Raw genomic sequence first — 25,404 nt, forward strand, 5'->3', positions numbered from 1 at the left:
AGGCGCGCAGCAGGTGTGCGGTCCGTCTCGACGACGCACCGGCATCCGGGATCGGGGGGACCATGGAGGGGAGGGCGTCCCGGCGCCCGTCGGGACGTCATGCTCCTCGCCAGCCGGGAGTGTGGGCCCATGACCGTGACCGTGGATCGCCGCGCGCTCGAGGCGTGGGCGTCGAGCCGCCGGCCCTACCTCGACAACCTCAAGGTCGTGCTCATCGGCGCCATCATCGCGATCCACGCCCTCCTCGGCTACGCGTCGATGGTCGAGGCATGGACCTACACGCAGCTGCGCGAGGTCACCCTCGCGACGGCCACCCAGGTCGGCCTCTTCGTCGTGGCCGCGCCGTTCGGGCTGTTCCTCATGGCCCTGCTCTTCCTCGTCGCGGGGCTGCTGACCCCACCCTCGCTGGCACGCAAGGGCACCTCCCGGTTCGTCACCGACCGGCTGCTTCGCCTCGGCATCCCGTTCGTCGTCTACGTGCTGCTCGTCCAGCCCGTCCTCGTCTACGCCCTCGAGCACCCCCTCGGCCACTCCACCGGCTCCTTCCGCGAGGAGTACCTCGGCACGGAGGGCAGGCTCGACACCGGTCCCCTGTGGTTCGTCGGGGTCCTGCTCCTGTACTCCCTCGGCTACGCCGGCTGGCGTGCCGTGCGGTCGTGGTGGACCGCGCGATCGCCGAGAACAGCGGTCCGGCAGCCGCCCGGCGGGCGTCGGCCCCAGATCACAGCCGGCACCCTGGCCCTCGTGGCCGCGGTCGTCGCGCCGGCCTCGTTCGTCGTCCGGCTCATCTGGCCGTACGGCTCCGAGGCCGGCTTCAGCGACCTCAACTTCTGGGAGTGGCCCGCGTGTCTGGCGGTGTTCCTCCTCGGCACCGTGGCGGCCGACCGCGGATGGGCAGCCGCCGTTCCCACCGCACTCGTCCGTCGGAGCCGCACGGTCACCCTGCTCGGCGTCGTGGCCATGGCCGTGCTCATGGCTGTCGTCGGCCTGCGGGACTCGGTCGAGGAGGCGCTCGGCGGTGCCAGCTGGGCGGCCGGGGCCTTCGCCGCGATCGACGCCGTGCTCACCGTGTTCGGCTCGGTGTGGTTGCTCGGCGTCGCCCAGCACCGGCTCGACCGCCGGTGGCGCCACGGGCCCTGGCTCAGTCGCAGCGCCTACGGCGCGTTCATGCTCCAGACGCCGTTCCTCCTCGGGTTCGCCGTCGCACTGCGCCCGGTCGGGGTGCCGGCCGAGGTCAAGGCCCTCCTCGTCGCCGCGGCCGCCGTCGCATGCTCCTTCGCCGCCGCGTGGTTCCTCATCAGGCGGGTCCCGGGCATGGCACGAGTTCTCTGACCACCTGTCGGGAGCCCTCGGGTCGTGGGACGCTCAGGTCGGGGACCACGCCCCCGCCCTCGACCCCAGGAGTGTCTCGTGCCGGACCACCGACCCCTCCAGCCCGTGGCGTCCACCCCGGGCACGCCCGCGCCGGCGCGCACGGTCACCCACCTCACCCCCGCGGAGCGGGTGGCCCGGGGCAAGGCGGCACGCAACGACACTCCGCGCGGCAGCCACGGGCGCTGGGCACCCCCGGACAACCGCCCGGACCCGGTCGCGCTCCTCGAGGAGCAGGCCGCGAGCCGGGTGCCCGAGCTCGTGCCGGTGCGCTACGGGCGGATGATGACCTCCCCGTTCGCCTTCTTCCGGGGGGCAGCCCTCATCATGGCCTCCGACCTCGCGGCGGCCCCGCGCTCGGGCCTGCGAGCCCAGATCTGCGGTGACGCGCACCTGTCGAACTTCGGGTTGTTCGCCTCACCGGAGCGACACCTCCTGTTCGACATCAACGACTTCGACGAGACGCTGCCCGGGCCGTGGGAGTGGGACGTCAAGCGCCTCGCGGCGAGCTTCGAGGTCGCCGGGCGCGAGCGGGGCTTCGCCCCCACGGCGCGCCGGGACGTCATCGTCGCGGCCGTCGCCGAGTACCGGGAGCGGATGAAGCAGCTCGCCACCGCGCGCAACCTCGACGTCTGGTACGCCCGCATCGAGGTGGAGGCGTTGTTCGCCGAGCTCGCGGTGACGGCGACGAAGAAGCAACAGGCTCGGGCGCGAGCCACCGTGGACAAGGCCCGCACCCGGGACAGCCTGCAGGCCTTCTCCAAGCTGACGCACGTCGTCGACGGGGAGCGCCGGATCGTCTCGGACGCGCCACTGCTCGTGCCGATCGAGGACCTGCTCCCCGCGGGACGGGTCCGCGACGAGGTCGAGGACGAGCTGCGCGGCCTCATCCGCTCGTACCGCCGCACCCTCGAGACCGACCGTCGCGAGCTGCTCGAGGGGTTCCGCTACGTCCACGCGGCCCGCAAGGTCGTCGGCGTCGGCAGCGTCGGCACCCGCGCCTGGATCCTCCTCCTCCTCGGTCGCGACGAGCAGGACCCGCTCTTCCTCCAGGCCAAGGAGGCCCAGGAGTCGGTGCTCGAGCGGTTCGTCGGCACGAGCCGCTACGCCAACCACGGCCAGCGGGTCGTCGCGGGCCAGCGGCTCATGCAGGCCGCGAGCGACATCTTCCTCGGCTGGCAGCGGGTCACCGGGTTGGACGGGCAGACACGCGACTTCTACCTGCGTCAGCTGCGCGACTGGAAGGGCTCGGCCGACATCGACGCCATGCCGGCCCACACGATGGCCTTGTACGCGAAGATGTGCGGGGCCACCCTCGCTCGAGCGCACGCCCGCTCCGGCGACCGCATCGCCATCGCGTCCTACCTCGGGTCCGGGGACGTCTTCGACCGGGCCATCGCCGACTTCGCCGTCGCCTACGCCGACCAGAACGAGCGCGACCACCAGGCCCTGCTCGACGCCGTCGCCTCCGGCCGCCTCGAGGCACGGACGGGCCTCTAACGCATGCCGTTCTCGCACGACCCCCGGCCGACCTACGGTGGTGCCATGGGTGGACGAGTCCCCCGGAGCAGCGGCCACCCGGCGCGCGCCCGGTCATGACGAGGCTCGAGGCCGTGCTGGGCGACATCACGACCCAGGACGTCGACGTCGTCGTGAACGCCGCGAACTCGAGCCTGCTCGGTGGGGGCGGGGTCGACGGCGCGATCCACGCCGCCGCAGGCCCGCGGCTGCTCGCCGAGTGCCGGGAACTGCGGCGAACGAGCCATCCGGACGGGCTGCCGGCCGGGGATGCCGTCGCGACCGGGGCGGGGGACCTCCCGTGCCGCTGGGTGGTGCACACCGTCGGACCGAACCGGCACCGCGGGCAGACCGACCCCGCCCTGCTCGCCTCATGCTTCGCGCGCAGCCTCGCCGTCGCGCGCGGGCTCGGCGCCCGGAGCGTCGCCTTCCCCGCGGTGAGCGCCGGTGTCTACGGCTGGGACGCGTCCGAGGTGGCGACCGTCGCGGTGCGCACGGTGCGCGCCGAGTGCGCGGCGCACCTCGGCATCGACCTCGTACGGTTCGTCCTCTTCGGGGACCGCCTGCTCGCGGCGTTCGAGGCCGCCCTCGCGCAGCCACACCCGGCGGGCTGACCCGACGGCGCCCCCCGAACGTCGAGGCCGCCCTCGCGCAGCCGCACCCGGGCGTCGTGAACGACGGCGCCCCCCGACCGTCGAGGTCGCGGGGCGCCGTCTGGGGGGTGCGACGATCTGGCCTCAGAAGCGGCCGTACCCGCTCACGCCGGAGAAGATCGGCCGTTCCGAGGTCGACTTGCCGGACCGGGGCGAGTCGATCATCATCCCGTTGCCGGTGTAGATGCCCACGTGCCACGCCGGAGAGCCGAAGAAGACGAGGTCGCCCGGCTTGGGGTTGCTCACCGGGGTCGCGGCGCGCTGCTGGGCGGATGCCGTGCGAGGGATGGAGACGCCGGCCTTGCCGAAGACGTACATCGTGAACCCCGAGCAGTCGAACCCGGACGGGGACTCGCCGCCGAAGACGTAGGGGATGCCGAGCAGGGTGCGGGCGATGTTGACGACCTGGCTCGAGGACTGGGCGACGCTCGCACTGCTCGTCGTGCGCTGCGCGCTGCGCGTGGTCGAGCTGCGGGTCGACGAGCTGCGGCTCGCCGAGCTGTCGGAGCGCTGGCTCGCCGCCTCGGTGACGGCGGGCGCCGGACGGGGCTTCGGCTTCGGCTTGGCGACCGCCTTGACGCCGACGACACCGACCGCCTCGACGGCCACGGGCGCCGCGGCATCCGGGGCGACGACTGCGGGAGCGAGGGCCAGCGGCACCCCCCGGGCGGAGGGCCCCGCGGCTGCAGAGGGCCCCGCGGCGGCGGAGGGTCCGTCTGCGGCGGCCGCGGTGGTCGCGGCCGGCCGGGTGGTGGCCTGGGCCGGGAGGGCGAAGGCGGCGACGAGCCCGCCGGATGCCGCGAGGACGGCGGATGCCTTGACGCTGGTCTGGCCGGCGCTCCTGACGATCGTCGTGAGCTCGGCGACGGGGTTGTAGCGGGTGGCGCCTCGGTGGCGCCCAGCAACGGTGGAGTCGACCACGATGAACCTCTCAGTGCCTACGGGGTGAGCTGTCGGGTTCGGGCTGAGGTTGCCCGGCCGGTCGGTCCGTGGACCTTGCCGGCTTCACCCCAAGGGGCCCTCGTGCTGCGGGCCCCGCGAGTGGTTCCCCCGCTCCTGCCGGGCGGTGGTGCGCATCGACCCCTCGGTGGTGTGGCAGGACTCGGCGGGCCACCGGGAGGACCTCCCAGGACAGGAGACTCATCGAACGTAGCACGGGGCGCCGGAAAGTCACAAAAGGGTCACGGCGTGGCGAACGGGGTCACCCCGCCGGTCACGTCCACCGCCGCCGGGCAGCCCGCGACACGCGCCGGGGCCGCCCACCGGAGATGGTGGGCGGCCCCGCGGTGGTGCGCGTGCGGCGTCAGTTCACGGTGACGTGGACGTGGTCGTAGTGGTTCTGGGTCGGGGACCCCCGGTCCTCCATGAACTCCCACGAACCGCCGGGCGCCCAGTACCTCTGCTTCCAGATGAGGTACTTGACGTCGAAGGTGCCGACGTTGGCCTGGACGAAGGCGGCGATGGCGTCACCCTCCGCCCCACTCGTCATGATGTCGACCGCGTGCCCGGTGCCGTGCTCACCCGCACCGGCCCGGAACCCGCCGATGCTCGACGGCGAGAAGCGCGCGTAGACGGCCGTGCACAGTCGCGCCGCGTCGGAGACGAGCCCGATCCCGGAGCACCGGGACGAAATTCCCCCACCGGAGACCTTCACGGCCGACCTCGACGACGAGGACGACGACGAGGATGAGGACGACGAGGAGGACTCCACCGTGGGCTTCGGCTTCGGCTTGGGCTTGGGCTTCGCCACGGCCTTGACTCCGGTGACGCCGACCGCCTCCGGCGCGAGGGGCGCGCTTTCCGCGGGAGCCGACACGGCCGGGGCCGGAGCCGCGGCGCGACCCTGGGACCGCGAGGCGGTCAGCGCCTCGGCGCGGTTCTCGGGAGCGCTCGTCGCGGGCACCGGGAGCGCGAGGGCGGACGGAGCGGCGTCCACGGGGAGCGCGAGCGCGACGGCCGCACCTCCCACGACACCGACGGTGGCGACGGACTTGGCGGCCCACGTCGCGCTGAGGCGCGAGAAGCCGTCCGGGAGACGACGGACGGCGCCGGGGGCGCGGCGTCGACCGGGGGTTCGGTCACGAGACACAGGGGGTGAAGCCTTCCGAGGCGGATGCAAGTGCCATGCCACCGTAGCGGCGGGCCACCGCGAAGTCACATTCCGGTAACGAGACACCGCTCACGTGTCGCGCCGGCATCCTGCATCGGCAACCCGTTGACCTGCACCGATGTCCGGCGCCGCGGCCGCCTGAGGCGGCTCTCAGGTGACCTGGACGAACACGTGGGACGCGATGTCACTCGGCAGCGAGACGCCCGACGCCTCGTCCGCGCCGTCGCGGCAGGCGATGACGCGCAACCCGTCACGGCGCACCCGGGCCGGCTGCCCCGGCAGGAGGCCGGCCGACGTCAGCAGGCCGAGCGCCTCGGAGTCGACCTGGACGGGCTCCCCGATGCGGCGCACGACGACCGCCGTGGGTTCGGCGGCCGCCACCTCGTCGAGGGTGGACAGGCCGTGTCGGAAGTCGATCCGCTCATCGAGCTCCCCCAGCTCCTCGAGCCCGGGGATGGGGTTGCCGTAGGGCGAGAGCGCGTGGTCGGGGAGCATGGCGAGGATCTTGCGCTCGACCCGGTCGGACATGACGTGCTCCCACCGGCACGCCTCGTCGTGCACGAACTCCCACTCCAGTCCGATGACGTCGACGAGCAACCGCTCGGCGATGCGGTGCTTGCGCATGACCCGCGTGGCGAGCCGTCGGCCCTCGTCGGTGAGCTCGAGGTGGCGGTCCCCCGCGACGTGGAGCAGCCCGTCGCGCTCCATGCGCGCCACGGTCTGCGAGACCGTGGGCCCCGAGTGGCCGAGGCGCTCGGCGATCCGCGCCCGCAGCGGCGTGATGCCCTCCTCCTCGAGCTCGAAGATGGTCCGGAGGTACATCTCCGTGGTGTCGATGAGGTCCGTCACGAAGGCAAGCCTACGTTTACCCCCGGTCGGGCGGGGGGCGCACCTGCCGGCCCGGCCCCTCCCCAGGGCGCGTGACCCGACTCCGCGGGTCGTACTCGGGCAGCCAGCGGGCCAGCCAGGCGCCACCGGCGAGGGTCAGGACGCCGACGGCGACGCTCGCCGCGCCGATCGACGCCACCGCGGCGACCGCGCCGACGACGATCGCGGCACCGTTGTGCCCGACGAGGGAGAGCAGCCGCCACACGCCGAGGAAGGGTTGCCGCCCGGCGGTCGGGGCGGCATCCGCACCGAGGGTCATGACGATGCCCGAGCCGATGCCGTTGCCGACCCCCATGACAAGGGCGACGGCGGTGACACCGGCGAGCGTCGTCGTGAGCGGCAGGGCGAGCAGCCCGAGCCCGAGCAGGACCGCGACCGGCACCGCGACCCAGACCCGGCCGTGCCGGTCCATGACGGTGCCGGCCGGCCAGAAGAGCACGACCTCGACGAACGCGGCGGCGGCGAAGACGAGGGAGGTCTGCGCGGCATCCAGGCCGACGTGCTCGGCCCACAGCGGCACGACGACGACCCTCGAGGAGCGGGCGAGCCCGATGGCGAGCACCCCGAGCCCGACGGTGAGGAGCACCCGCCGGTGCTCGGCCACGACGCGGGCGACGGGCACGCGCCCGCGGCCGGGACCCGCGAGGGCGTCGTCGGCGGACAGGTCGACGGTGCGCCACGCGACGGCCGTCGCGAGCAGCCCGGCCGTGACCGCCACCCCGAACGCCGCCTGCGGGCCCCACCGGGCCACGACCGGGGCGCCGACGAGGGGGCCGAGGAAGAGGCCGACCCGGGTGACCCCGCCGAGGGTCGACATCGCCCGGGCCCGCAGGCGCAGCGGAGCCGCCGCGGTGAGATAGCTCTGGCGGGCGAGGAGGAAGACGGCACCGGACGGGCCGAGGAGGAGGACGGCGAGACCGAGCACCCACAGCGACGGCGCGACGAGGGCGAGGGCACAGGCGGCGGTGTCCAGGAGTCCGGCGAGCACGAGGGCTCGGCGCTCCCCGATCCTCTCGACGAGCACCCCCGCGGGCACCGCGGCCGCGAACTCGGCGAGGGTGGTGATCCCCACGAAGAGCGCGGCGACCGCGACCGTAGCGCCGAGCTCCCGGGCACTGAGCGCGACGACCGGGAGCACCGCGCCCGCGCCGACCGACCAGATCACGGACGGGCCGAACGCGGGGACCGCGATGCTCCGCAGCGTGAACTCCTGCGCCGCCATCGCACCTCCTCGTCGCCCTCCGTCGCCCATCCGGGCGATTTATCTTGATATCAAGATACCTCGCCGACCTGCGCCGCGGGTAGGTTGGCGACGTGGAGCTGACGATCCCCCGCCGCTTCTGCGGCCCCCCGGAGTCCGGCAACGGCGGCTGGGTCAGCGGCGCCCTCGCGGCGTTCGTCGCGACGAGCGCGGAGCACCCCGCCGTCACCGTCCGCCTGGCCTCGCCACCGCCGCTCGACCGGCCGATGTCCGTCGCCGTGGATGACCGGCCCGACGAGGCCGCCGGGGCCCCGGGGGGGCCGGCCGTCGTGCGGCTCCTCGACGGCGACCACCTCGTCGCCACGGCGACGGCATCCTCCGACCTCGCCGAGGACCTGCCCCCGCCCGTCCTGCTCGAGCAGGCCGACGGGGCCGCGGCCCGCTACGAGGGCCTCGCGGACCACCCCTTCCCGACCTGCTTCGCCTGCGGCACCGACCGTGACCCCGGCGACGCCCTCTGCCTCCGCCCGGGACCGATCGGCGACGGCAGCGGCCGGTACGCCGCGACCTGGGTCCCTCGCGAGGCCTCCGGACCGTTCGTGTGGGCCGCGCTCGACTGCCCGGGCGCCTGGGCGGTCGGCATCGCCGGGCGCGCGATGGTGCTCGGCACGATGACGGCCCGGGTCGACGCCCTGCCGGTCGTCGGCGAACCCCACGTCGTCCTCGCCTGGCCGCGCGGTTCGCAGGGCCGCAAGCACTGGTCCGGCACCGCGCTCCTGACGCCCGGCGGCGAGGTGCTCGCCCGAGCGGAGGCCACCTGGGTCGCCGTCGACCCTGCGACCGTCCGACCCGAGGACCGGCCGTGACACCGTCCCCCCACCCACCGCCCGAGCCCCAGTCCGAGCCCGAGCCCCAGCCCGAGCCCCAGTCCCAGCCCGAGCCCGAGCCCCAGCCCGAGCCCCAGCCCCAGCCCGAGCCCGAGCCCGAGCCGGAGCCCCAGCCCCGGCCCGGGTCCACCGCCCGCCCCACCGCCGTCGTCACCGGAGCGAGCAGCGGCATCGGCGCGGCCACCGCCCGGCTCCTCGCCGACGCAGGCTTCCGGGTCGTCTGCGCGGCCCGCCGGGCCGACCGCGTCGAGACGCTCGCGTCCGAGCTCGGCGGGGACGCGGTGGCGCTCGGGTGCGACGTCACGAGCGACGAGGACGTCGCCCGGCTCGCCGCGGTCGCCGGCGCGAAGGTGCAGGTGCTCGTCAACAACGCGGGTGGGGCCCTCGGGCTCGAGCCGGTCGCGCAGGGGGACGTCGCCCGGTGGCAGCAGATGTACGACACGAACGTCCTCGGCACGCTGCGCGTCACGAAGGCCCTCCTGCCGGCGCTCGTCGCCGCCGACGGCGAGGGCGTCGTCGTCAACGTCGGCTCGGTCGCCGGCTACACGGCGTACGAGGGCGGCGGCGGCTACACCGTCGCCAAGCACGGCGTCCACGTCATGACCGAGACGCTGCGCCTCGAGCTCGTCGACCAGCCGGTGCGCATCACCCTCGTCGCCCCCGGCATGGTGCGCACCGAGGAGTTCTCGCTGACCCGCTTCGACGGCGACCGGGCGCGCGCCGACGCCGTCTACGCCGGCGTGCCCGACCCGCTCGTCGCCGAGGACGTCGCCGACGCGATCGTGTGGATGGCCACCCGGCCGGCCCACGTCAACGTCGACCTGCTCGTCCTCAAGCCGCGCGCCCAGGCGGCCCCGCACAAGGTCCATCGCCTCCCCACCCCCTGACCGCGGTGGGTGCGCACGTGGTCGCCCCGGCAACCGCGTCCGCACTCGCGGCGAGGGAAGGAGTCAGCGGACAGACCGCCGGATGCCGTCAGGGCTGGCGGCGATGGAGCCGCCACGCCGACGCGTCCCCGAGGTCGCCGTCGCCGGTCCTCGTGAACACGAGGCGGTCGTGGAGCCGGTTGCGCCGGCCCGCCCAGAACTCGACCTCGTCGGGCACGACCCGGTAGCCGCCCCAGAAGTCGGGCACCGGCACGTCGCCCTCGCCGCCCTCGTCGCCCGCGTCGGGGAACTCGGCGGCCCGGCGCGCGTACGCCTCCTCGAGCTCGGCCCGGGAGGCGACCGGCTCGGACTGCCGCGAGGTCCACGCCGAGATCCGCGAGGCCCACGGGCGCGAGTGCCAGTACTCGAGCACCTCGGCCCGGTCGAGGGGCACCGCGCGCCCGCGGAACCGGATGGCGCGGTACATCGCCGGCCAGGTCAGCGCGACGGCCACGGCCGGGTTGCCGTCGATCTCCCGCCCCTTGGCCGAGGTCAGGGCGGTGACGAAGCCGGGCCCGCGCTCGTCGAGGAAGCGCAGGAGCACGGTGCGGACGTTCGGCGCGCCGACGGCATCCACGGTGGCGACGGACGCGGCGAGCGGCTCGAAGACGTCCGGCTCGACCGCGGACCGCACGACCGCCTCGTCGACCCAGGCCCGGGCCTGCGCGTAGGGGGTGTCGAGGAGCTGGTCCTCGCTCAACCCGTCACCGGCGTAGTCGACGCGCACGTGGCTCATCGCCCGATCGTATGCCGCGGGCCGCGGGCCGCCGGCCGCTCAGGGCGTCGGGTGGCGCGCGTCGTAGCGCAGGAAGTGCCGGTGCCGAAGCGACAGCACGCCGATGGCGATGATGCACGCGACGCCACCGGCGACCGCCATCCAGCCCTCCCCGATCCGCTCGGCGACGACGCCCCCGAGCAGCTCCCCGACCCTCGGCCCACCGGCGACGACGACGATGAAGACGCCCTGGAGGCGCCCCCGCATCCGGTCGGGTGCCGCCGACTGCAGGATCGTCGTGCGGAAGACCGCGCTCACGGCATCCGCTCCACCGGCGAACGCCATCGCCGCCAACGCCCCCCACAGCGCCTGCTGCGGCGTGAGCCACCCGCCGGCGCCGAGCAGCGCGACCCCCAGGCCGAGGACACCCAGGCCCCAGCCGACGATGCTCACCATGATCGCGAGGCCCTGCCGTCGGACGGCGCCGAGCCGGCCCGACACGAGAGTGGCGAGCACCGCACCGACGGCCGCCGCAGCGTAGAGGTAGCCGACGGTGCGTGCGCCGCCGCCGAGGATGACGGCACCGGCGGCCGGGAAGATGACCCTCGGCTGGGCGAGGAGCATGGCCGCGATGTCGGCGACGAAGGTCATCCGCACGTTCGGCGCGGTGCGCAGGAACCGGAAGCCGTCGACGACGGAGGCGAACCCGGCCCGGCTCGCGCCCCCCTCGGAGTGCGGCTCGGGGGGCAGCGACTCGAGGCGCCACAGCCCCCAGAGGGCGGCCATCGTGACGAGCGCGTCGACGGTGTACGCCGTGCGGAACCCGCCCCAGTCGACGAGCAGCCCCGCGAGGAGCGGGCCGACCATCATCGCCGCCGACATCGCGAACACCCCGAGGGCGTTGGCCGCGGGCAGCTGCTCGCGCGGCAGGATCCGCGGGTAGATGCTCGTGCGGGCCGGTGAGCTGACCCCGAAGGCCCCGTTCCACAGCGCGACGAGCACGTAGAGCACCCAGACCTCGTCGTTGCCGAGCCACGCCTGCACCGCGCACGCGATCGAGGTGAGCCACGCGACGAGGTTCGCGACGAGCGCCACGGTGCGCCGGTCGTGGTGGTCCGACAGCGAGCCGCCGTACAGCCCCATGACGACGAGCGGCACGAGCGCGAAGAACCCGACGAGGCCGACCGAGGCCGTCGACCCGGTGATGTCGTAGACCTGGAGGCCGATGGCGACGACGGCCATCTGCGAGCCGACGTTGGACAGCGTGAACCCGGTGTACAGGCGCCGGTATGCCGCGTTCTCCCGGAGCGGTGTGAGGTCCGGGAGGTGGGAGCGCAGCACCCGCCGATCATGCCCGACGCCGCCCTCCGCCCCTCGCGGGCATAGGGTCCGGACATGGACAAGCCGGCCCAGATCGCCCTGCTCATCGACGCCGACAACGCCACGGCCGCGCGGATCGACGTCATCCTCGGTGAGCTCTCCCGGCTCGGCGAGACCAACGTCCGTCGGGCCTACGGCAACTGGACGAAGAGCGGCCTCAAGGCCTGGCAGGAGGTGCTGCACGAGAACGCGATCCGCCCGGTGCAGCAGTTCGACCTCAGCAAGGGCAAAAACGCGAGCGACATCGCCCTCGCCGTCGACGCCGTCCACATCCTGCACACCCAGCGGCCCGACGCGTTCGCGCTCGTGTCGTCCGACGCGGACTTCACCCCCCTCGTCATGCACCTGCGCGAGCACGGGGCCCACGTCTACGGCTTCGGCGACGCGAAGACGCCCGCCCCCTTCCAGAGCGCCTGCACGCGCTTCCTCGTCCTGGACCGCCTCTCCTCGGCGAGCGGTCAGGCGGATGCCGGCCCCACGGCATCCGACGAACCCGCCCCGGCCGCGAAGCGCACGACCCGGGCCCGCAAGGCGACCGCCGCGCCGACCACGGTCGCCAAGGCGCCGGGCACGGCGGCGACGCGGTCGGCCAGGAAGACGGCGGAGGATGCCGTGCCCGCCGCACCGCCGCCGCGCGCCACCCGCGCCCAGCTGCGGGGCGACCGCAAGCTCGTCGCCCTGCTGCGCCGGGCCGTCGAGGGCGCCGCCGACGACTCGGGATGGGCCCGCGTCGGCACGGTGGGCAACCACATCTCGAACCAGTCCTCGTTCGACCCGCGCAACTACGGCTACGCGAAGCTGAGCAAGCTCCTCGAGGCCACCGACCTCTTCGACATCCGTGACGTCGGCGGCCCGGGCATGGCCGTGCGCGACCGTCGCACGTCCACGAACGGGACGAGCACTCCCAACCCGTGACCGGGCCGTGCACAATGGGCCAGCCCGACAAAGGCGCCGAGCGACGATTGGGGATCCCATGACCACCGCAGCACCCGCAGCCACCGCAGCACCGGCCGGCACCGCGCCCGACCCCGACTTCCGGCCCGGCCTCGAGGGGGTCGTCGCCTTCGAGACCGAGATCGCCGAGCCCGACAAGGAGGGCGGGGCGCTGCGCTACCGGGGCGTCGACATCAACGACCTCGTGGGCCGGGTCTCCTTCGGCCAGGTGTGGGGCCTGCTCGTCGACAACGAGTTCGACCCGGGGCTGCCGCCGGCCGAACCGTTCCCCCTGCCGGTGCACACCGGCGACATCCGGGTCGACGTGCAGTCGGCGCTGGCGCAGCTCGCCCCCGTGTGGGGCTTCAAGCCGCTCCTCGACATCGACGACGACGAGGTCCGCGACAACCTTGCCCGGGCCTCGGTCATGGCGATGTCGTTCATCGGGCAGTCCGCCCACGGCCAGTCCTCGCCGATGGTCCCGCAGCGCGAGGTCGACAAGGGCCGCACCATCGCGGAGCGGTTCATGATCCGCTGGCGCGGGGAGCCCGACCCCAAGCACGTCGAGGCCATCGACTCCTACTTCATCTCCGCCGCGGAGCACGGCATGAACGCCTCGACGTTCACCGCCCGGGTCATCGCGTCGACCGGCGCGGATGCCGCTGCGTGCCTCTCCGGGGCCATCGGGGCGCTGTCCGGGCCGCTGCACGGCGGCGCGCCGAGCCGGGCGCAGCACATGATCGAGGGCGTCGAGCGGATGGGTGACGCCCGGCGCTACGTCAAGGAGGTCCTCGACCGCAAGGAGCGCCTCATGGGCTTCGGGCACCGCGTCTACCGGGCGTACGACCCGCGGGCGGCGGTGCTGCGCGACACCTGCCGGCGGCTCGGCGCCCCCCGCTACGAGGTCGCGCTCGAGCTCGAGAAGGCCGCCATCGCCGAGCTCGCCGAGCGCCACCCCGAGCGCCGGATGGAGACCAACGTCGACTTCTGGGCCGCCGTGCTCCTCGACTTCGCCGACGTGCCGGGCGACATGATGACCCCGCTCTTCGCCGCCGCGCGCACCGCCGGCTGGTCGGCCCACATCCTCGAGCAGAAGCGCACCGGCCGACTCATCCGTCCGAGCGCTCGCTACGTCGGCCCCGGTCCGCGCCCCATCGAGGACGTCGTCGGCTTCGACCCCGACCGCTGAGCCGGGCGCACCTCGCCGCGTTCCGGGCCGGGCCTCCCGGTCCGAGCCGGCGGCGCGGCATCCGTGGCGCTCCGAGCGGCATCCGTGGCGCTCCCGACCGGCATCCGTGGCGCCCTCACAGCGGCACCCCATGGGCCCCCAACACACCGCCCCGGAATGCTTTCACCGCGGAAGGAATTCCTTTCGCGGTGAAAGCATCTCTGGGCAGGTGATGTCCTCACGCTCGGTGAGGGCCGCCGGAGCCCACCAGCCGGTCCACGTGCTGGAAGTCACGTCCGGCATCCGGTCACCATCCGTGAGGATGGATGCCGGTCACGGGTCGCCGACGGCGTCGGCCCGCGGCCCGCGCGTCCGCCCCCGGTCGAGGGCGGACGACGCCCCACGACACACCCACCCGACACCGGAGACCCCCGTGAGCGAGCCAGCCCAGATCACCATCCCCGCCGACCTGCTGCCCGCCGACGGTCGCTTCGGGTCCGGTCCGTCGAAGGTCCGCCCGGCGCAGGTGGACGCCGTCGCCGCGATCGGTCGCACGGTGCTCGGCACCTCCCACCGCCAGGCGCCGGTGCGGAACCTCGTCAAGGCGGTCCGGTCCGGCCTGTCCACCTTCTTCGACCTGCCCGAGGGCTACGAGGTCGTCCTCGGCAACGGTGGCGCGACGGCCTTCTGGGACATCGCCGCCTTCGGCCTCGTGCGCGACCGCGCCCAGCACCTCACCTTCGGCGAGTTCTCGAGCAAGTTCGCCACCGTCACGAGGAACGCGCCGTTCCTCGGCGAGCCGACCGTCATCTCGAGCGAGCCGGGCAGCCGCCCCGACCCCCGCGCCGAGGCCGGTGTCGACGCCTACGCGTGGGCCCACAACGAGACGAGCACCGGGGTCATGGCGCCGGTGCAGCGGGTCGAGGGGGCGGACCCCGACGCACTCGTCCTCATCGACGCGACCTCGGGCGCCGGTGGCCTTCCCGTCGACGTCCGCCAGGCCGACGTCTACTACTTCGCCCCGCAGAAGTCCTTCGCCTCCGACGGTGGGCTGTGGCTGGCCCTGTTCTCCCCCGCGGCGCTCGCCCGCGTCGAGGAGGTCGCGGCATCCGGACGCTGGGTGCCCGACTTCTTCAGCCTCCCGACGGCGATCAGCAACAGCCGCCTCGACCAGACGTACAACACCCCGGCCGTGGCCACGCTCGCGATGCTCGCCGACCAGGTCGAGTGGCTCAACGACCAGGGCGGCCTCACCTGGGCCACGGCCCGCACGAAGGACTCCTCCGGCCGCCTCTACGACTGGGCCGAGGCGAGCGACTACGCCACCCCGTACGTCAGCGACCCGACGCACCGCTCGCAGGTGGTCGCGACGATCGACTTCGACGACGCTGTCGACGCCTCGGCCGTCGCGAGGACCCTGCGCGCCAACGGGGTCGTCGACGTCGAGCCCTACCGCAAGCTCGGCCGCAACCAGCTGCGCGTCGCCTGCTTCCCGGCTGTCGAGCCCGACGACGTGAGCCGGCTCATCGGCTGCGTCGAGTACGTCGTCACCCGCCTGGCCTGAACGCCTCGAGCTCGGCGCCTATCCGCTCGGCCAGCCACGCCGACTCGGGCAGGAGGCCGGGGTCGCACACGAGCGACACCCCGAGCGTGCCCGCGTAGGACAGCACGTCGAAGGACACCGCCACGTTGCCGGGGTTCAGGGCCACCGGCACGACCGCGGTCACCTCGGTACCCGCGACCCGCAGTCGCTCGGCCGGGCCGCGGACGTTGGTGACGAACGTGTGCACCAACCGCTGGTGGTCGATGAACACCTGGAACGCCCCGACCGCCGCAAGGGCACGGAAGGCCGGGGTGAGCACCGCGGCCGAGCCGCCCCGTCCGGGAGCCCGCACTCGGTCCTGCTGGTCCACGAGGGCGGCGAGGCGACGGCCCCGGTCCGGGAGGGCGGGCACCCGCACCGGCACGACCCCGGTCTCGTTGCCGAGCGCCGCAGCATCGTCCTGGCGCCGTCGGGACACGGGCACGGAGACGACGAGCTCCCCCACCCGCTCGCCACGGCGCGCAAGCAGCGCGACGAGAGCGCCGGTGACGGCGGTGACGACGGCGTCGTTGACCGTGGCACCGGCGGCTCGGGATGCCGTGCGCACCGCCTCGAGGTCGACCGTCGCCACCTCGATCCGGCGCCGGTCCCCGGTCGCGCCCAGCAGGCTGCAGCGGTCGGCCAGGTGCGGACGTCGCAGCCCGAGCTCGTGCATCCCACCTCCGAGGTAGCGGCCGGACGAGCCGGACCTCCTCAGGCTCCTGAGGCGGCCGGCCCAGGCGTCCCGTGCGAGCACGCCCCACGTCGGCAGCCGCTCGGGTCCACTCCCGGGCCCGGCCCACCCTGACGCCGAAGGTCGGTCCCCGCGCCGGGATGCCGCGCCCGGGGGGTCCGCCAGGGCACCGAGCACGGCGAGCCCGCCCATGCCGTCCGCGAGCACGTGGTGCGCGACGAGGGCGATGGCGCTGACCCCGCCGTCCGGTGCCACGAGAAGGCGGGCCCGCCACAGGGGGCGGTCGCCCGGCAGGCGGGTCAGGGCCAGGTCGGCCAGGGCGTCGAGCAGCGCGCGAGGCGCCCCACCTCCGCCCGGCCCCGCTGCGGATCCGTCGCGGGAGTGACCTGCGCCCTCCTCGACGACCACGCTGTCGACGCACGCCGCGACGGCATCCGCCCCCACCCTCAGCCAGACCGCGCGACCCGCCCCCGGAGGGGTGCGCACCAGTCGCTGACCCAGCCGGGGCACCGAGGCCACCCGCCGGAGCACCACCGACCGAACCACGTCGACGGCCGGCCGGGAGCGGGGATCGAGCACGAGGAGCGCGCCGATGACCATCGGCACGCGGCCGCCACGGTCGACGGCGAGCTGGAGCACGTCGTCGGCGCCGGCCCGGTCGACCCGGGGCGTCCCTGGCGTCGCCACGGTCCCACGCTAGGCGCCCCGGCCGCGGGCCACCACGGCCCCGACCACGTCACGACCGGATGCCCCGCGCCGACGCCGGACGGCCCGTGGTCCCCGGGTCAGCGGGCGAGGGCGTACACGAGCGCGACGGCGACGAGCACGGCGAGCACCCCGAGCGTCATGCGGCGCCGGAAGAGCGGCGTCACCGCGCCGGCTCCGGGACCAGCGCGGGGGCGGGCCCGGGGCCCGTCAGGGTCGTGACGGCCACCCTCACCCGGGGACGGCGCTGCGACTCGTAGCTCACCCGGACATTCTGCGACCTCGCGAGCCACGCGGACACCCCGACCAGGGCGAGGCCCACCGCGACGGCCCCGATACCGATCGTCCAGCGTGGGCCGAACTCCTGCGAGATCCACCCGATGAGGGGCGCGCCGAAGGGTGTGCCCCCCATGAAGATCGCCATGTAGAGCGCCATGACACGCCCCCGCATTTCGGGGACGACACGGGTCTGGACCATGGCGTTCGCGGTCGTGAGGGCGGTGAGGGCGGTCAGCCCGACCGGGACGAGGGCGAGGGCGAAGGTCCAGTACGTCGGCGCGAGCGCGGCGAGCGTCGCGGCCCCGGTGAAGCCGACGAGCGAGAGCAGCAGCACGCGCAGTCGCGGCGTGCGGCGTCGTGCCGAGAGCAGGGCCGCCGTGAGCGACCCGACCGCCATGATCGACCCGAGCAGACCGAACTCGCCGGCGCCCTTGTCGAAGACCTTGGTCGCCATGAGCGCCATCGTGATCTGGAAGTTCATCCCGAACGTCCCGAGCACGAAGACGAGCAGCATGACGAGCTGGAGGTCGCCACGTGCCCGGACGTACCGGAACCCCTCGCGGATGCCGCCCCGGGCCGGCGCCCGCGGGGCCGGTCGCAGCTCGTGGACCCGGAGCATGAGCAGGGCGACGATGACGAACACGAACGTCAACGTGTTGAGGAGGAGCGCCTCGCCGGTCCCCCACAGGGCGATGACGACCCCGGCGATCCCCGGCCCGATGAGCCGGCCGAGGTTGAACGAGGCGGAGTTGAGCGCGACGGCGTTCGCGAGCCGGTCGCCGGGCACCATCTCGGAGACGAACGCCTGGCGCGCGGGGTTGTCGATGGCGGTCGTGACGCCTTGGAAGAGCGCGATCGCGTAGACGTGCCACAGCTGGGCGGTGCCGGTGACCGCGAGCACGCCGAGGAGCAGGCTCGACAGGGCGAGCAGGGTCTGGGTCGCGATGAGGGTGCGCCGCTTGGGGAAGCGGTCGGCGATGAGCCCGGCCCACGGTGCGAGGAGGAGGAAGGGCAGGAACTGCAGGCCGGTGACGATGCCGAGGGCGGTCGCCGACCCGGCCGTGAGCACGGTGAGCACGAGCCAGTCCTGGCCGACCCGGCCCATCCAGGTGCCGATGTTCGACACGAGGGCCCCGGCGAACCAGACCCGGTAGTTGCGGACCTCGAGCGAGGTGAAGGTCGGGCTCACTCGGCGGCCACCCGTTCCAGCACCTCGGTCGCGCGCGCCAGGACCTCCCGCTCCTCGTCGGTGAGCCGCTCGAGCCGGGCCGCGAACCACTGGTCGCGTCGCCTGCGGGTGTCACGGACGGTGCGGCGACCCTCCGGCGTGAGGGAGAGGATGACCTGCCGGCCGTCGGTGGGGTCGTCCGCACGAGCGACGAGGCCCGCGTCGACGAGGCCCGCGACCGTGCGGGACATGCTCGGCGCGCTGACCTTCTCGACGCAGGCGAGCTCCTTGGGGGTGCGCACCTGCTCCTCGAGGCGCACGAGCACCGAGAACTGGTGTGGCGCAACGGGTGCGGCGCTCTCGAACCGCACCCGTCGGGCGATGCGCATGCACGCGATGCGCAGGTCGCTCGTCAGTCGGTCGCGCTGCGCCCGGGTCATCGAGGGGCGCGCCGGCGCGGTCGTGGGGGCCATGTCGTCTCCTCGATGGTCAGGGGCAGGTGGTCAGCGATGGTCAGGGACCAGATGGTTAGCACAACTCGTTACCTGTGCTAACTATTCCACGAGGGCTGGCCACCGACGAAGGTGGGTCGCACCCCGAACGCCCGCGACGGCATCCGGGAGAACGGCGACGCGCGGCTCCCTCGGGGTGCATCGTGGCGCCGAGCGGGTCGCTGGCTAGGCTTGCGGGGTGACCCCCGAGGACCCCGCGACGCACCACGTGCCCCCGCTCGGGCAGGCCGCGCCCGTCGAGCCGCTCCACGTGCCCACCCGCAGGATCGTCGTCGTGGGCACCGCGCTGTGGGCGCTCGCCCTCGTCGTCACCCTCGTCGTGCCCGCCCTGCACACCGGCGACCGCTCGTGGTGGCCGTGGACCTGCGTCGTCGGCATCGCGCTCGGGGCGTTCGCCTGGTGGTACGTCGGGCGGGACGGGGGCCGCACCGAGGGCGCCTGACGCCCCGATGCCGTCAGGCCGGCGCCGGATGGCGTCAGGCCGGGTCGAGCTCGAAGTCGTCGAGGATCGGCGGGGTCACCCGCTCGGGCGACGGCGCCGCGACGTCGACCTCGGAGTGCGCACCGCACCCGTGGTCGAGGCTCACGACGCGCCCGTCGGAGGGCGACCACTCGTTGGCGCAGACCCCGAAGACGGCGCGCAGGGCACCGGCCATCGGCACGAAGAACCCGCACGACGAGCACGGCGCCGGGGCCTTGACCGCGACCGGGGCGGTCGGCCCCGACGGGCCGTCGTACCACCGCTGGGCGGCGGCGTCGCGCCCCTCGGCGGACAGCACGCGCACCCGGCCCAGTCCCAGCTCCCAGAGCGCGGCCCGGTCGGTGTCCTCGTCGCCCGTGGCCTCGAAGCCCGCCTCGAGCAGGGGGTCGTCGTCGACCTTGGGGGTGACGTCACCGGGGCCGACGTCGCCGGGGGCGAGCCGCTCGGCGTACGGCACCCACTCCGGCGAGAGCAGGGCGCCCTCACCGGGGACGAGGCTGGTCTCGCACACCGTCACCGTCTTCGAGCGCGGCACCCGGGCGACGGTGATCGCCCAGCGCCAGCCACGGTAGGCGTGCGCCGAGCAGGCGAAGTAGTGCGTCGCGAGGCGGTCCTCGACCATCTCCATGCCGAGGTGCTCGCCGACGGCATCCTTCTCGGCGATCGAGACGGCGGCCTCACGGGCGGTCTCGACGGCCCCCAGCAGGGTCGCGTCGGTCTTCGGGGCCGGGCTCACAGCTCGAGGTCGCCGGCCACGGCGTGGAGCACCTGAGCCACCTTGTTGCCGTGCTCCTTGTCGGGGTAGTGGCCGCGGCGCAGCCCCTCGGAGACGGAGTCGAGCAGCTTGATGACGTCCTCGACGATGACGACCATCTCCTCGGTGGGCTTGCGGTCGCGCACGCGGCGGTTGACGCTCACCGACGGGGCGGGGTCGAGCAGCCGGACGGACAGGGCCTGGGCGCCGCGGCGACCCTCGGCGATGCTGAACTCGATGCGCTGGCCGCCCTTGAGGCCCGCGACCCCCTGCGGGAGCGCGCTCGCGGGGACGAAGACGTCACCCTCGCCGGCATCGCCGGACACGAAACCGAAGCCCTTCTCGGAGTCGAAGAACTTCACCTTGCCAGTCGGCACGGTCCACCTCTTTGTCGAGTTCACCAACGCACGCCCGGGCGGGCGCCAGCGACAAGGCTAACCGCTCCCCACCGCGGCGCGCTGCCGGGTTGTCGGGGACGGCGGAACTCGGTCGACGGTGTCACAGGCACGTGGCACGGTGGACGGCATGGCCGGGACGACCGAGGATGCCGGGCGGCCGGCGGTCGCCGAGCAGGCCACGCCGGCGCCCCCGTCCGCCCCGCCGGAGGGCGAGCCTCCGCCGGGCGAGCGGCCGGGAGGCGAGCGGCCGGAGGGTGGGCGGCCGGGAGGCGAGCGGCCGGAGGGTGGGCGGCCGGGGGGCGAGCAGCCGCCGGGCGAGCACCGGCTCACCGTGCGCGGGTTCTGGGGCGCGCTTCCCGTCACGGGCCGCTGGCTGCTCTCGACGACCGCGGTCTCCACGCTCGGGCGTGGCATGACGCTGCCGTTCACGATCATCTACGTCCACGAGGTCCGCGGCATCGACCTCGACGTCGCCGGCCTGCTCATGGGCCTCATCGCCGCCGTCGCGCTCGTCGTCACCGGCCCGGTGGGTGCGCTCATCGACCGGCTGGGCGCCCGGGTCGTCGTCATCTGGGGCCACGTCGCGCAGCTCGTCGGGGCGGTCGTCCTCGCGTTCGCGACGACCCTCCCGACGTTCGTGCTCGCCTTCACGCTCCTCGGTGTCAGCTTCGGGGTCGGCTGGCCGGGGTTCAACGCCCTCATCTCGAGCATCGTGTCCGGGCCACTGCGTACCCAGTTCTTCGGCGTCAACTTCGCGCTCGTCAACCTCGGCATCGGCGTCGGCGGCATCATCAGCGGCTTCCTCACCGACGTCGACCGGCCGGTGACCTTCACCGCGATCTTCCTCGCGGATGCCGTGTGCGTCCTCGTGCCCATCGCGCTGCTCCTCGTGCCCCTGCGGCACGTCGCCGGACGGCCGGTGGCGGCCCTGCCGACGGTCGACGGTGTCGGTGGCCCGGCGTCGGCCGAGGGTGGGGGCTACCTCGCGATCCTGCGCAACCCGGCGGTCGTCTGGATCACCGGGCTCACCTTCCTGTCGAGCTTCGTCGGCTACGGGCAGATGGAGGCGGGCTTCCCGGCGTTCGCGCGGGAGGTCAGCGAGGTGTCGACCCGAACGATCGGGCTGGCCTTCGCCGCGAACACGGCCGTCATCGTCGGCCTCCAGTTCTTCGTGCTGCGGGTCATCGAGGGCCACCGGCGCACGCGCGTCTTCCTCGGGCTCGTCGCGCTGTGGGTCGCCGCGTGGCTCGTCCTGGGGGCCACCGGCCTCGTCGCCGGCACCCTGGCGGCCGCGGCCGGGGTCATCCTCTTCCACGTGCTGTTCGGCCTCGGCGAGACGATGCTCCAGCCCACGGTGCCCGCCATCGTCAACGACCTCGCGAGCGACCGCGACCGCGGGCGGTTCAACGCGGTGTCCGCGGGCGCCTTCCAGGCCGGTGCCATCACCGCGCCGGTCGTCGCGGGGCTGCTGCTCGACCGCGAGCTCGGCGGGGTGTTCATCCTCGTCCTCGTCGGGTGCCTCGGCGGCGTGGCCGTGCTGGCGCTGGCCCTCGAGCGCCGGATCAGCCCCGCGGTGAACGGCATCCTCGCCGACCCGCACGCCTGAAGCCTCACCCCGCACCCCTGTCGGCCCACCCCGCACGCCTGACCGCCCACCCCGCACTCCTGAAGCCTCACTCCGCACGCTCAGTCGGCCCACCCCCGCACGCTCAGTCGGCCCACCCCCGCACGCCTGTCGGCCACCCCGCACGCCTGTCGGCCACCCCGCACGCCTGTCGGCCACCCCGCACGCCTGTCGGCCACCCCGCACTCCTGACCAGCCCACCCCGCGACCAAACCCGCGCGTGCCCCGCGAGGACTCCTTGCACATCACCCATCCTCCGGGGCCCGGATCGGGCGCAGGAGGGTGGGTGATGCGCAAGGAGTCGGATATCAGTCGACGTCGAGGCGGGTGACCTTCATCCCCTCCTTGGCTGCGACGACCCGCACCTGCCCCCCTGTCGCGAGCTCTTCGGCCCCGCGGCCCGTCGCCTCGGTGCCGTCGAGGGTGTACGTCGCCTCGAACCCGTCGGTGCTCTCGACCGTGAGCGAGGAGCCAGCCGTGTACGCGGTGACCCGACCGGTCTGCACGACCATGACCGTCGGGGTGCCGGTGACGTTCGTCGTGAACTCGCCGTGGAGGACGACGTCGAGCCCGCCCGCGGCGCGCCCCATCCCCTGGCCCTTGCCGTTGCCGTTGCCGTTGCCGAGGCCCGGGTTGCCCTGGTTCGGCCCGGGGACGGCGTTGCCGCCCTGGCGCCCGTCGCCCTGCCCCAGGCCACGCCCGTTGTTGCCCTTGCCCTCGCCCTGGCCCGGCGCGCCGCTGCGACCGCGGCCGTCGGACATCGACACCCGTTCGTCGTCCCACCGGTCGTCGTCGTACCCCGTCGCGAGCGCGGCGACGAGGCCGACGCCCGTCACGAGGAGCAGCGCCGCGAGCACCGCGGCGACGATGAGGGCGGCGCGACCACCCGACGACGAGGTCGCCTCGCTCCACCACCGGCCGGGGCCGCTCGGCGGAGCGGGGGCCGCGGCGGAGCCGGCAGGCACCGTGCCGGGCGGCCAACCCGCGGCGGGGGGCGGTGCTGCCGGACCGCCGGGCGGGGCGGCCCAGCCCGGCGCGGTCCCGGCGGGGTACTGCGGCGGCAGAGCGGCGGTCTGGTCGGGTCGCGCGGCCGGCGGCTGGGCGGGCGGACCGGGTTCGGGTGGGGTCTGGTCGGTCATGCATCCATGATCCGCCCCGGCGGCCGCTCGGGCGCCATCCTGAGCGGACTCACATGGAACTCACATCTGGCCGACAGGACGCGAGCGACACCGCCTCCACCATGGGGCGTCGGAGCGGTCGACCCACGGCAGCACGCACACCCGGGAGCCGGCAACGCTGAGGCCGACCGGGGACGGCAGCGGGAACCGTCTGCCCGGCATCCGACGAGCCCTCCAGACGGCCCGCAGCGCGTCAGCCCCCAGCGAGCGCGCGGACGACCCGCGACGGCGACGGTCGCCCGAGGTGGCCGGCCATCCAGGTGCTCGTCGCCACGAGGGCGTCGAGGTCGGTGCCCGTCGAGACCCCGGCGCCCTCGAGGGCCCACACGAGGTCCTCGGTCGCGAGGTTGCCGGTGGCGCTCTTGGCGTAGGGACAGCCGCCGAGGCCACCCGTCGACGCGTCGACGACCGTGACCCCGTCGCGCAGGGCGGCCACCGTGTTCGCGAGCGCCTGGCCGTACGTGTCGTGGAAGTGCACGCCGACCCGCTCCGGCCCGATGCCGGCCCCGTCGAGGGCGGCGAGCAGACGGTGCACGTGCCCCGTCGTGCCGACCCCGATCGTGTCGCCGAGCGAGAGCTCGTCGCAGCCGAGGTCCATGAGGCGCCGGCAGACGTCGACGACCCGGGCCACGGGCACCGGGCCCTCCCACGGGTCGCCGAAACACATCGAGACGTAGGCGCGCACCCACAGCCCCTCGGCCCGCGATCGCTCGACGACCGGCCGGAACATTTCCACCGACTCCTCGACGGTGCGGTTGAGGTTCCGTCGCGCGAACGTCTCCGTCGCGCTGCCGAAGATCGCAACGGCTCCCACGCCTGCCGTGAGCGCCCGGTCGAGCCCGCGCTCGTTGGGCACGAGCACCGGCCGACGCGCCCCCCGCCCCTCGTCGCCGAGCAGGCCGAGCACCTCCTCGGCGTCGGCGAGCTGCGGCACCCACCGCGGGTCGACGAACGACGTCGTCTCGATGGTTCCCAGCCCTGCCGCCGCCAGGCGTCGCACGAACTCGGCCTTGACGGCGGCCGGGACGACCGTCGACTCGTTCTGCAGCCCGTCACGCGGACCCACCTCGTAGACGGTCACGGACCGGGGCAGCGTCGGGTCGGGCTCGACCTGGGGCAGCGGGAGTCTCACGCACCGATCCTGACACGCCGCCGCCGCGTCGAGCGAGGCGTGCGACCCGTCGGTTCCGGGGCGGGGCGGCGGGGCCCGGGTGCTCCCCCCGACAGGCAGAAGCGCGGAGCCGCCCGCCCGGTCGTGCTCACGGCATCCCCGCGGACGACCCACTGCCGGTCCGTAGGACCGCCCGTGACCGGATGCCGAGCCCCCCGCCGGATGCCGGGCCTCTCGTCGGATGCCGGGCCTCTCGTCGGATGCCGGGCCTCCTCGCCGGATGCCGGGCCTCCTCGCAGGATGCCGGGTCTCCTCGCAGGATGCCGCGTCCCGCCCGTCCCAGCGGGCGTCCAGCGAACTCCCAGACTGACCCGCCACACTGGGAGTGTGACCACCCAGACCCCCGAGGCGCGCCTCCTCGTCGTCGAGGACGAGCCCAACATCCGCGAGCTGCTCGCCACCTCCCTGCGCTACGCCGGGTTCGACGTCGCGACGGCGTCGACCGGCTCGGAGGCGCTCCGGGTCGCCGACGACCACGACCCCGACCTGTGCGTCCTCGACGTCATGCTCCCGGACATGGACGGGTTCACCGTGACCCGCCGGCTGCGCGAGCAGGGCCGTCAGCTCCCGATCGTGTTCGTCACGGCGCGCGACTCCGTCGACGACAAGATCAAGGGCCTCACGGTGGGCGGCGACGACTACGTCACGAAGCCGTTCAGCCTCGAGGAGGTCGTCGCCCGGATCCGCGCCGTGCTGCGCCGCACCCGCGGCGACGCCGAGGACGACCGCAACGTGCTCGCCTTCGAGGACCTCGAGCTCGACGAGGACTCGCACGAGGTGCGCCGCGCGGGCCGGGTCATCGAGACGAGCCCCACTGAGTTCAAGCTGCTGCGCTACCTCATGCTCAACCCCAACCGGGTGCTGTCGAAGTCGCAGATCCTCGACCACGTCTGGGACTACGACTTCCGCGGCGAGGCCGGCATCGTCGAGTCCTACATCTCCTACCTGCGCCGCAAGATCGACACCGAGGGGCTCCCGCCGCTCATCCACACCAAGCGCGGCGTCGGGTACGTCCTGCGCCTGCCCCCGCAGGGCTGATGCCCGGCTCGCCGGCCCCCGGCGCCACCCGCGCGCCCGGCCCCGACCGAGCGCCCGGCCCAGACCGAGC

General features: G+C 74.3%; 24 protein-coding genes and 1 riboswitch. Of the genes, 11 read left to right on the plus strand and 13 right to left on the minus strand.

Annotation, left to right across the window (positions count from 1 at the left end; translation table 11 throughout):
* Positions 1–129 precede the first annotated feature (129 nt).
* The 3 genes from ABD899_RS01090 (at position 130) to ABD899_RS01100 (ending at position 3,503) form a co-directional block, all read left to right on the plus strand.
* Positions 130–1,332 (plus strand): acyltransferase family protein, encoded by a 1,203-nt coding sequence (locus ABD899_RS01090; RefSeq protein ID WP_345201337.1) that lies wholly within the window; start codon positions 130–132, stop codon positions 1,330–1,332.
* 78 nt (positions 1,333–1,410) lie between these two features.
* Entirely contained in the window at positions 1,411–2,871 is a 1,461-nt protein-coding gene (locus tag ABD899_RS01095) for a DUF2252 domain-containing protein (protein WP_345201339.1), read from the plus strand.
* 95 nt (positions 2,872–2,966) lie between these two features.
* The gene (locus ABD899_RS01100; protein ID WP_345201341.1) at positions 2,967–3,503 is read left to right on the plus strand and encodes an O-acetyl-ADP-ribose deacetylase; all 537 of its coding nucleotides are present in this window, start codon (positions 2,967–2,969) and stop codon (positions 3,501–3,503) included.
* A 123-nt stretch (positions 3,504–3,626) separates the two neighbouring features.
* Here ABD899_RS01100 and ABD899_RS01105 read toward each other — a convergent pair whose 3' ends face one another.
* The 4 genes from ABD899_RS01105 to ABD899_RS01120 all read right to left on the minus strand — a co-directional run bounded on the left by ABD899_RS01105 (position 3,627) and on the right by ABD899_RS01120 (position 7,762).
* Positions 3,627–4,463, minus strand: coding sequence for a C40 family peptidase (locus ABD899_RS01105; RefSeq protein ID WP_345201344.1), 837 nt, complete (start codon positions 4,461–4,463; stop codon positions 3,627–3,629).
* Positions 4,464–4,465: 2 nt separating this feature from the next.
* Positions 4,466–4,624, minus strand: a riboswitch (cyclic di-AMP (ydaO/yuaA leader).
* Positions 4,625–4,845: 221 nt separating this feature from the next.
* Positions 4,846–5,631, minus strand: coding sequence for a VldE C-terminal domain-containing protein (locus ABD899_RS01110; RefSeq protein WP_345201346.1), 786 nt, complete (start codon positions 5,629–5,631; stop codon positions 4,846–4,848).
* Positions 5,632–5,802: 171 nt separating this feature from the next.
* The gene (locus ABD899_RS01115; RefSeq protein WP_345201348.1) at positions 5,803–6,501 is read right to left on the minus strand and encodes an iron-dependent transcriptional repressor DtxR; all 699 of its coding nucleotides are present in this window, start codon (positions 6,499–6,501) and stop codon (positions 5,803–5,805) included.
* A gap of 16 nt (positions 6,502–6,517) precedes the next feature.
* Positions 6,518–7,762, minus strand: coding sequence for an MFS transporter (locus tag ABD899_RS01120; RefSeq protein WP_345201349.1), 1,245 nt, complete (start codon positions 7,760–7,762; stop codon positions 6,518–6,520).
* Positions 7,763–7,854: 92 nt separating this feature from the next.
* Between ABD899_RS01120 and ABD899_RS01125 the strand changes: the two genes are divergently transcribed.
* Entirely contained in the window at positions 7,855–8,607 is a 753-nt protein-coding gene (locus ABD899_RS01125) for a hypothetical protein (protein WP_345201350.1), read from the plus strand.
* Positions 8,604–9,515: an SDR family NAD(P)-dependent oxidoreductase gene (locus ABD899_RS01130; protein ID WP_345201351.1), complete on the plus strand. Its 912-nt coding sequence runs from the start codon at positions 8,604–8,606 to the stop codon at positions 9,513–9,515. The genes ABD899_RS01125 and ABD899_RS01130 overlap by 4 nt, the downstream gene beginning before the upstream one ends.
* Before the next feature lie 88 nt (positions 9,516–9,603).
* On the opposite strand, the gene pdxH is transcribed toward ABD899_RS01130, so the two are convergent.
* The gene (gene pdxH, locus ABD899_RS01135; protein ID WP_345201352.1) at positions 9,604–10,290 is read right to left on the minus strand and encodes a pyridoxamine 5'-phosphate oxidase; all 687 of its coding nucleotides are present in this window, start codon (positions 10,288–10,290) and stop codon (positions 9,604–9,606) included.
* Between the two features lie 39 nt (positions 10,291–10,329).
* Positions 10,330–11,607: an MFS transporter gene (locus ABD899_RS01140; RefSeq protein ID WP_345201667.1), complete on the minus strand. Its 1,278-nt coding sequence runs from the start codon at positions 11,605–11,607 to the stop codon at positions 10,330–10,332.
* 57 nt (positions 11,608–11,664) lie between these two features.
* Here ABD899_RS01140 and ABD899_RS01145 point away from each other — a divergent pair, with 57 nt between their 5' ends.
* The 3 genes from ABD899_RS01145 (at position 11,665) to serC (ending at position 15,314) form a co-directional block, all read left to right on the plus strand.
* Positions 11,665–12,564 carry an NYN domain-containing protein gene (locus tag ABD899_RS01145; RefSeq protein ID WP_345201353.1) on the plus strand — a complete coding sequence of 300 codons (900 nt, stop codon included), beginning with the start codon at positions 11,665–11,667 and terminating at the stop codon, positions 12,562–12,564.
* A 58-nt stretch (positions 12,565–12,622) separates the two neighbouring features.
* On the plus strand, positions 12,623–13,771 hold the full coding sequence (locus tag ABD899_RS01150) for a citrate synthase 2 (RefSeq protein WP_345201354.1): 1,149 nt from the start codon (positions 12,623–12,625) through the stop codon (positions 13,769–13,771).
* Between the two features lie 412 nt (positions 13,772–14,183).
* Positions 14,184–15,314 carry a phosphoserine transaminase gene (gene serC / locus ABD899_RS01155; RefSeq protein ID WP_345201355.1) on the plus strand — a complete coding sequence of 377 codons (1,131 nt, stop codon included), beginning with the start codon at positions 14,184–14,186 and terminating at the stop codon, positions 15,312–15,314.
* Here the strand turns inward: serC and ABD899_RS01160 are convergent.
* The 3 genes from ABD899_RS01160 to ABD899_RS01170 all read right to left on the minus strand — a co-directional run bounded on the left by ABD899_RS01160 (position 15,298) and on the right by ABD899_RS01170 (position 18,651).
* Positions 15,298–16,713, minus strand: a complete 1,416-nt coding sequence (locus ABD899_RS01160; protein ID WP_345201357.1) for a wax ester/triacylglycerol synthase domain-containing protein — start codon at positions 16,711–16,713, stop codon at positions 15,298–15,300. The two genes, serC and ABD899_RS01160, sit on opposite strands and share 17 nt — an antisense overlap.
* Before the next feature lie 181 nt (positions 16,714–16,894).
* Positions 16,895–18,199 (minus strand): MFS transporter, encoded by a 1,305-nt coding sequence (locus ABD899_RS01165; RefSeq protein WP_345201359.1) that lies wholly within the window; start codon positions 18,197–18,199, stop codon positions 16,895–16,897.
* Complete coding sequence (locus ABD899_RS01170) at positions 18,196–18,651, minus strand: MarR family winged helix-turn-helix transcriptional regulator (protein WP_345201361.1); 456 nt, start codon at positions 18,649–18,651, stop codon at positions 18,196–18,198. Before ABD899_RS01170 ends, ABD899_RS01165 begins: the two co-directional genes overlap by 4 nt.
* A 217-nt stretch (positions 18,652–18,868) precedes the next feature.
* Here ABD899_RS01170 and ABD899_RS01175 point away from each other — a divergent pair, with 217 nt between their 5' ends.
* Positions 18,869–19,132: a DUF2530 domain-containing protein gene (locus tag ABD899_RS01175; protein WP_345201363.1), complete on the plus strand. Its 264-nt coding sequence runs from the start codon at positions 18,869–18,871 to the stop codon at positions 19,130–19,132.
* 34 nt (positions 19,133–19,166) lie between these two features.
* Here the strand turns inward: ABD899_RS01175 and ABD899_RS01180 are convergent, their stop codons facing one another.
* Together ABD899_RS01180 and ABD899_RS01185 are read right to left on the minus strand one after the other, a co-directional pair.
* On the minus strand, positions 19,167–19,907 hold the full coding sequence (locus ABD899_RS01180; RefSeq protein WP_345201366.1) for a DUF3027 domain-containing protein: 741 nt from the start codon (positions 19,905–19,907) through the stop codon (positions 19,167–19,169).
* Positions 19,904–20,302 carry a cold-shock protein gene (locus ABD899_RS01185; RefSeq protein WP_345201368.1) on the minus strand — a complete coding sequence of 133 codons (399 nt, stop codon included), beginning with the start codon at positions 20,300–20,302 and terminating at the stop codon, positions 19,904–19,906. Before ABD899_RS01185 ends, ABD899_RS01180 begins: the two co-directional genes overlap by 4 nt.
* A gap of 148 nt (positions 20,303–20,450) precedes the next feature.
* Between ABD899_RS01185 and ABD899_RS01190 the strand changes: the two genes are divergently transcribed.
* Positions 20,451–21,929: an MFS transporter gene (locus ABD899_RS01190; RefSeq protein WP_345201371.1), complete on the plus strand. Its 1,479-nt coding sequence runs from the start codon at positions 20,451–20,453 to the stop codon at positions 21,927–21,929.
* A 326-nt stretch (positions 21,930–22,255) separates the two neighbouring features.
* Here ABD899_RS01190 and ABD899_RS01195 read toward each other — a convergent pair whose 3' ends face one another.
* Positions 22,256–23,086, minus strand: a complete 831-nt coding sequence (locus ABD899_RS01195; protein WP_345201374.1) for a hypothetical protein — start codon at positions 23,084–23,086, stop codon at positions 22,256–22,258.
* 232 nt (positions 23,087–23,318) lie between these two features.
* Entirely contained in the window at positions 23,319–24,257 is a 939-nt protein-coding gene (locus ABD899_RS01200) for a hydroxymethylglutaryl-CoA lyase (protein WP_345201376.1), read from the minus strand.
* Positions 24,258–24,623: 366 nt separating this feature from the next.
* Between ABD899_RS01200 and ABD899_RS01205 the strand changes: the two genes are divergently transcribed.
* The gene (locus ABD899_RS01205) at positions 24,624–25,334 is read left to right on the plus strand and encodes a response regulator transcription factor (RefSeq protein WP_345201379.1); all 711 of its coding nucleotides are present in this window, start codon (positions 24,624–24,626) and stop codon (positions 25,332–25,334) included.
* The last annotated feature ends 70 nt before the right edge of the window (positions 25,335–25,404 follow it).

The organism is Fodinibacter luteus, from assembly GCF_039541575.1.
In the GTDB taxonomy this organism is placed as follows: domain Bacteria; phylum Actinomycetota; class Actinomycetes; order Actinomycetales; family Dermatophilaceae; genus Fodinibacter; species Fodinibacter luteus.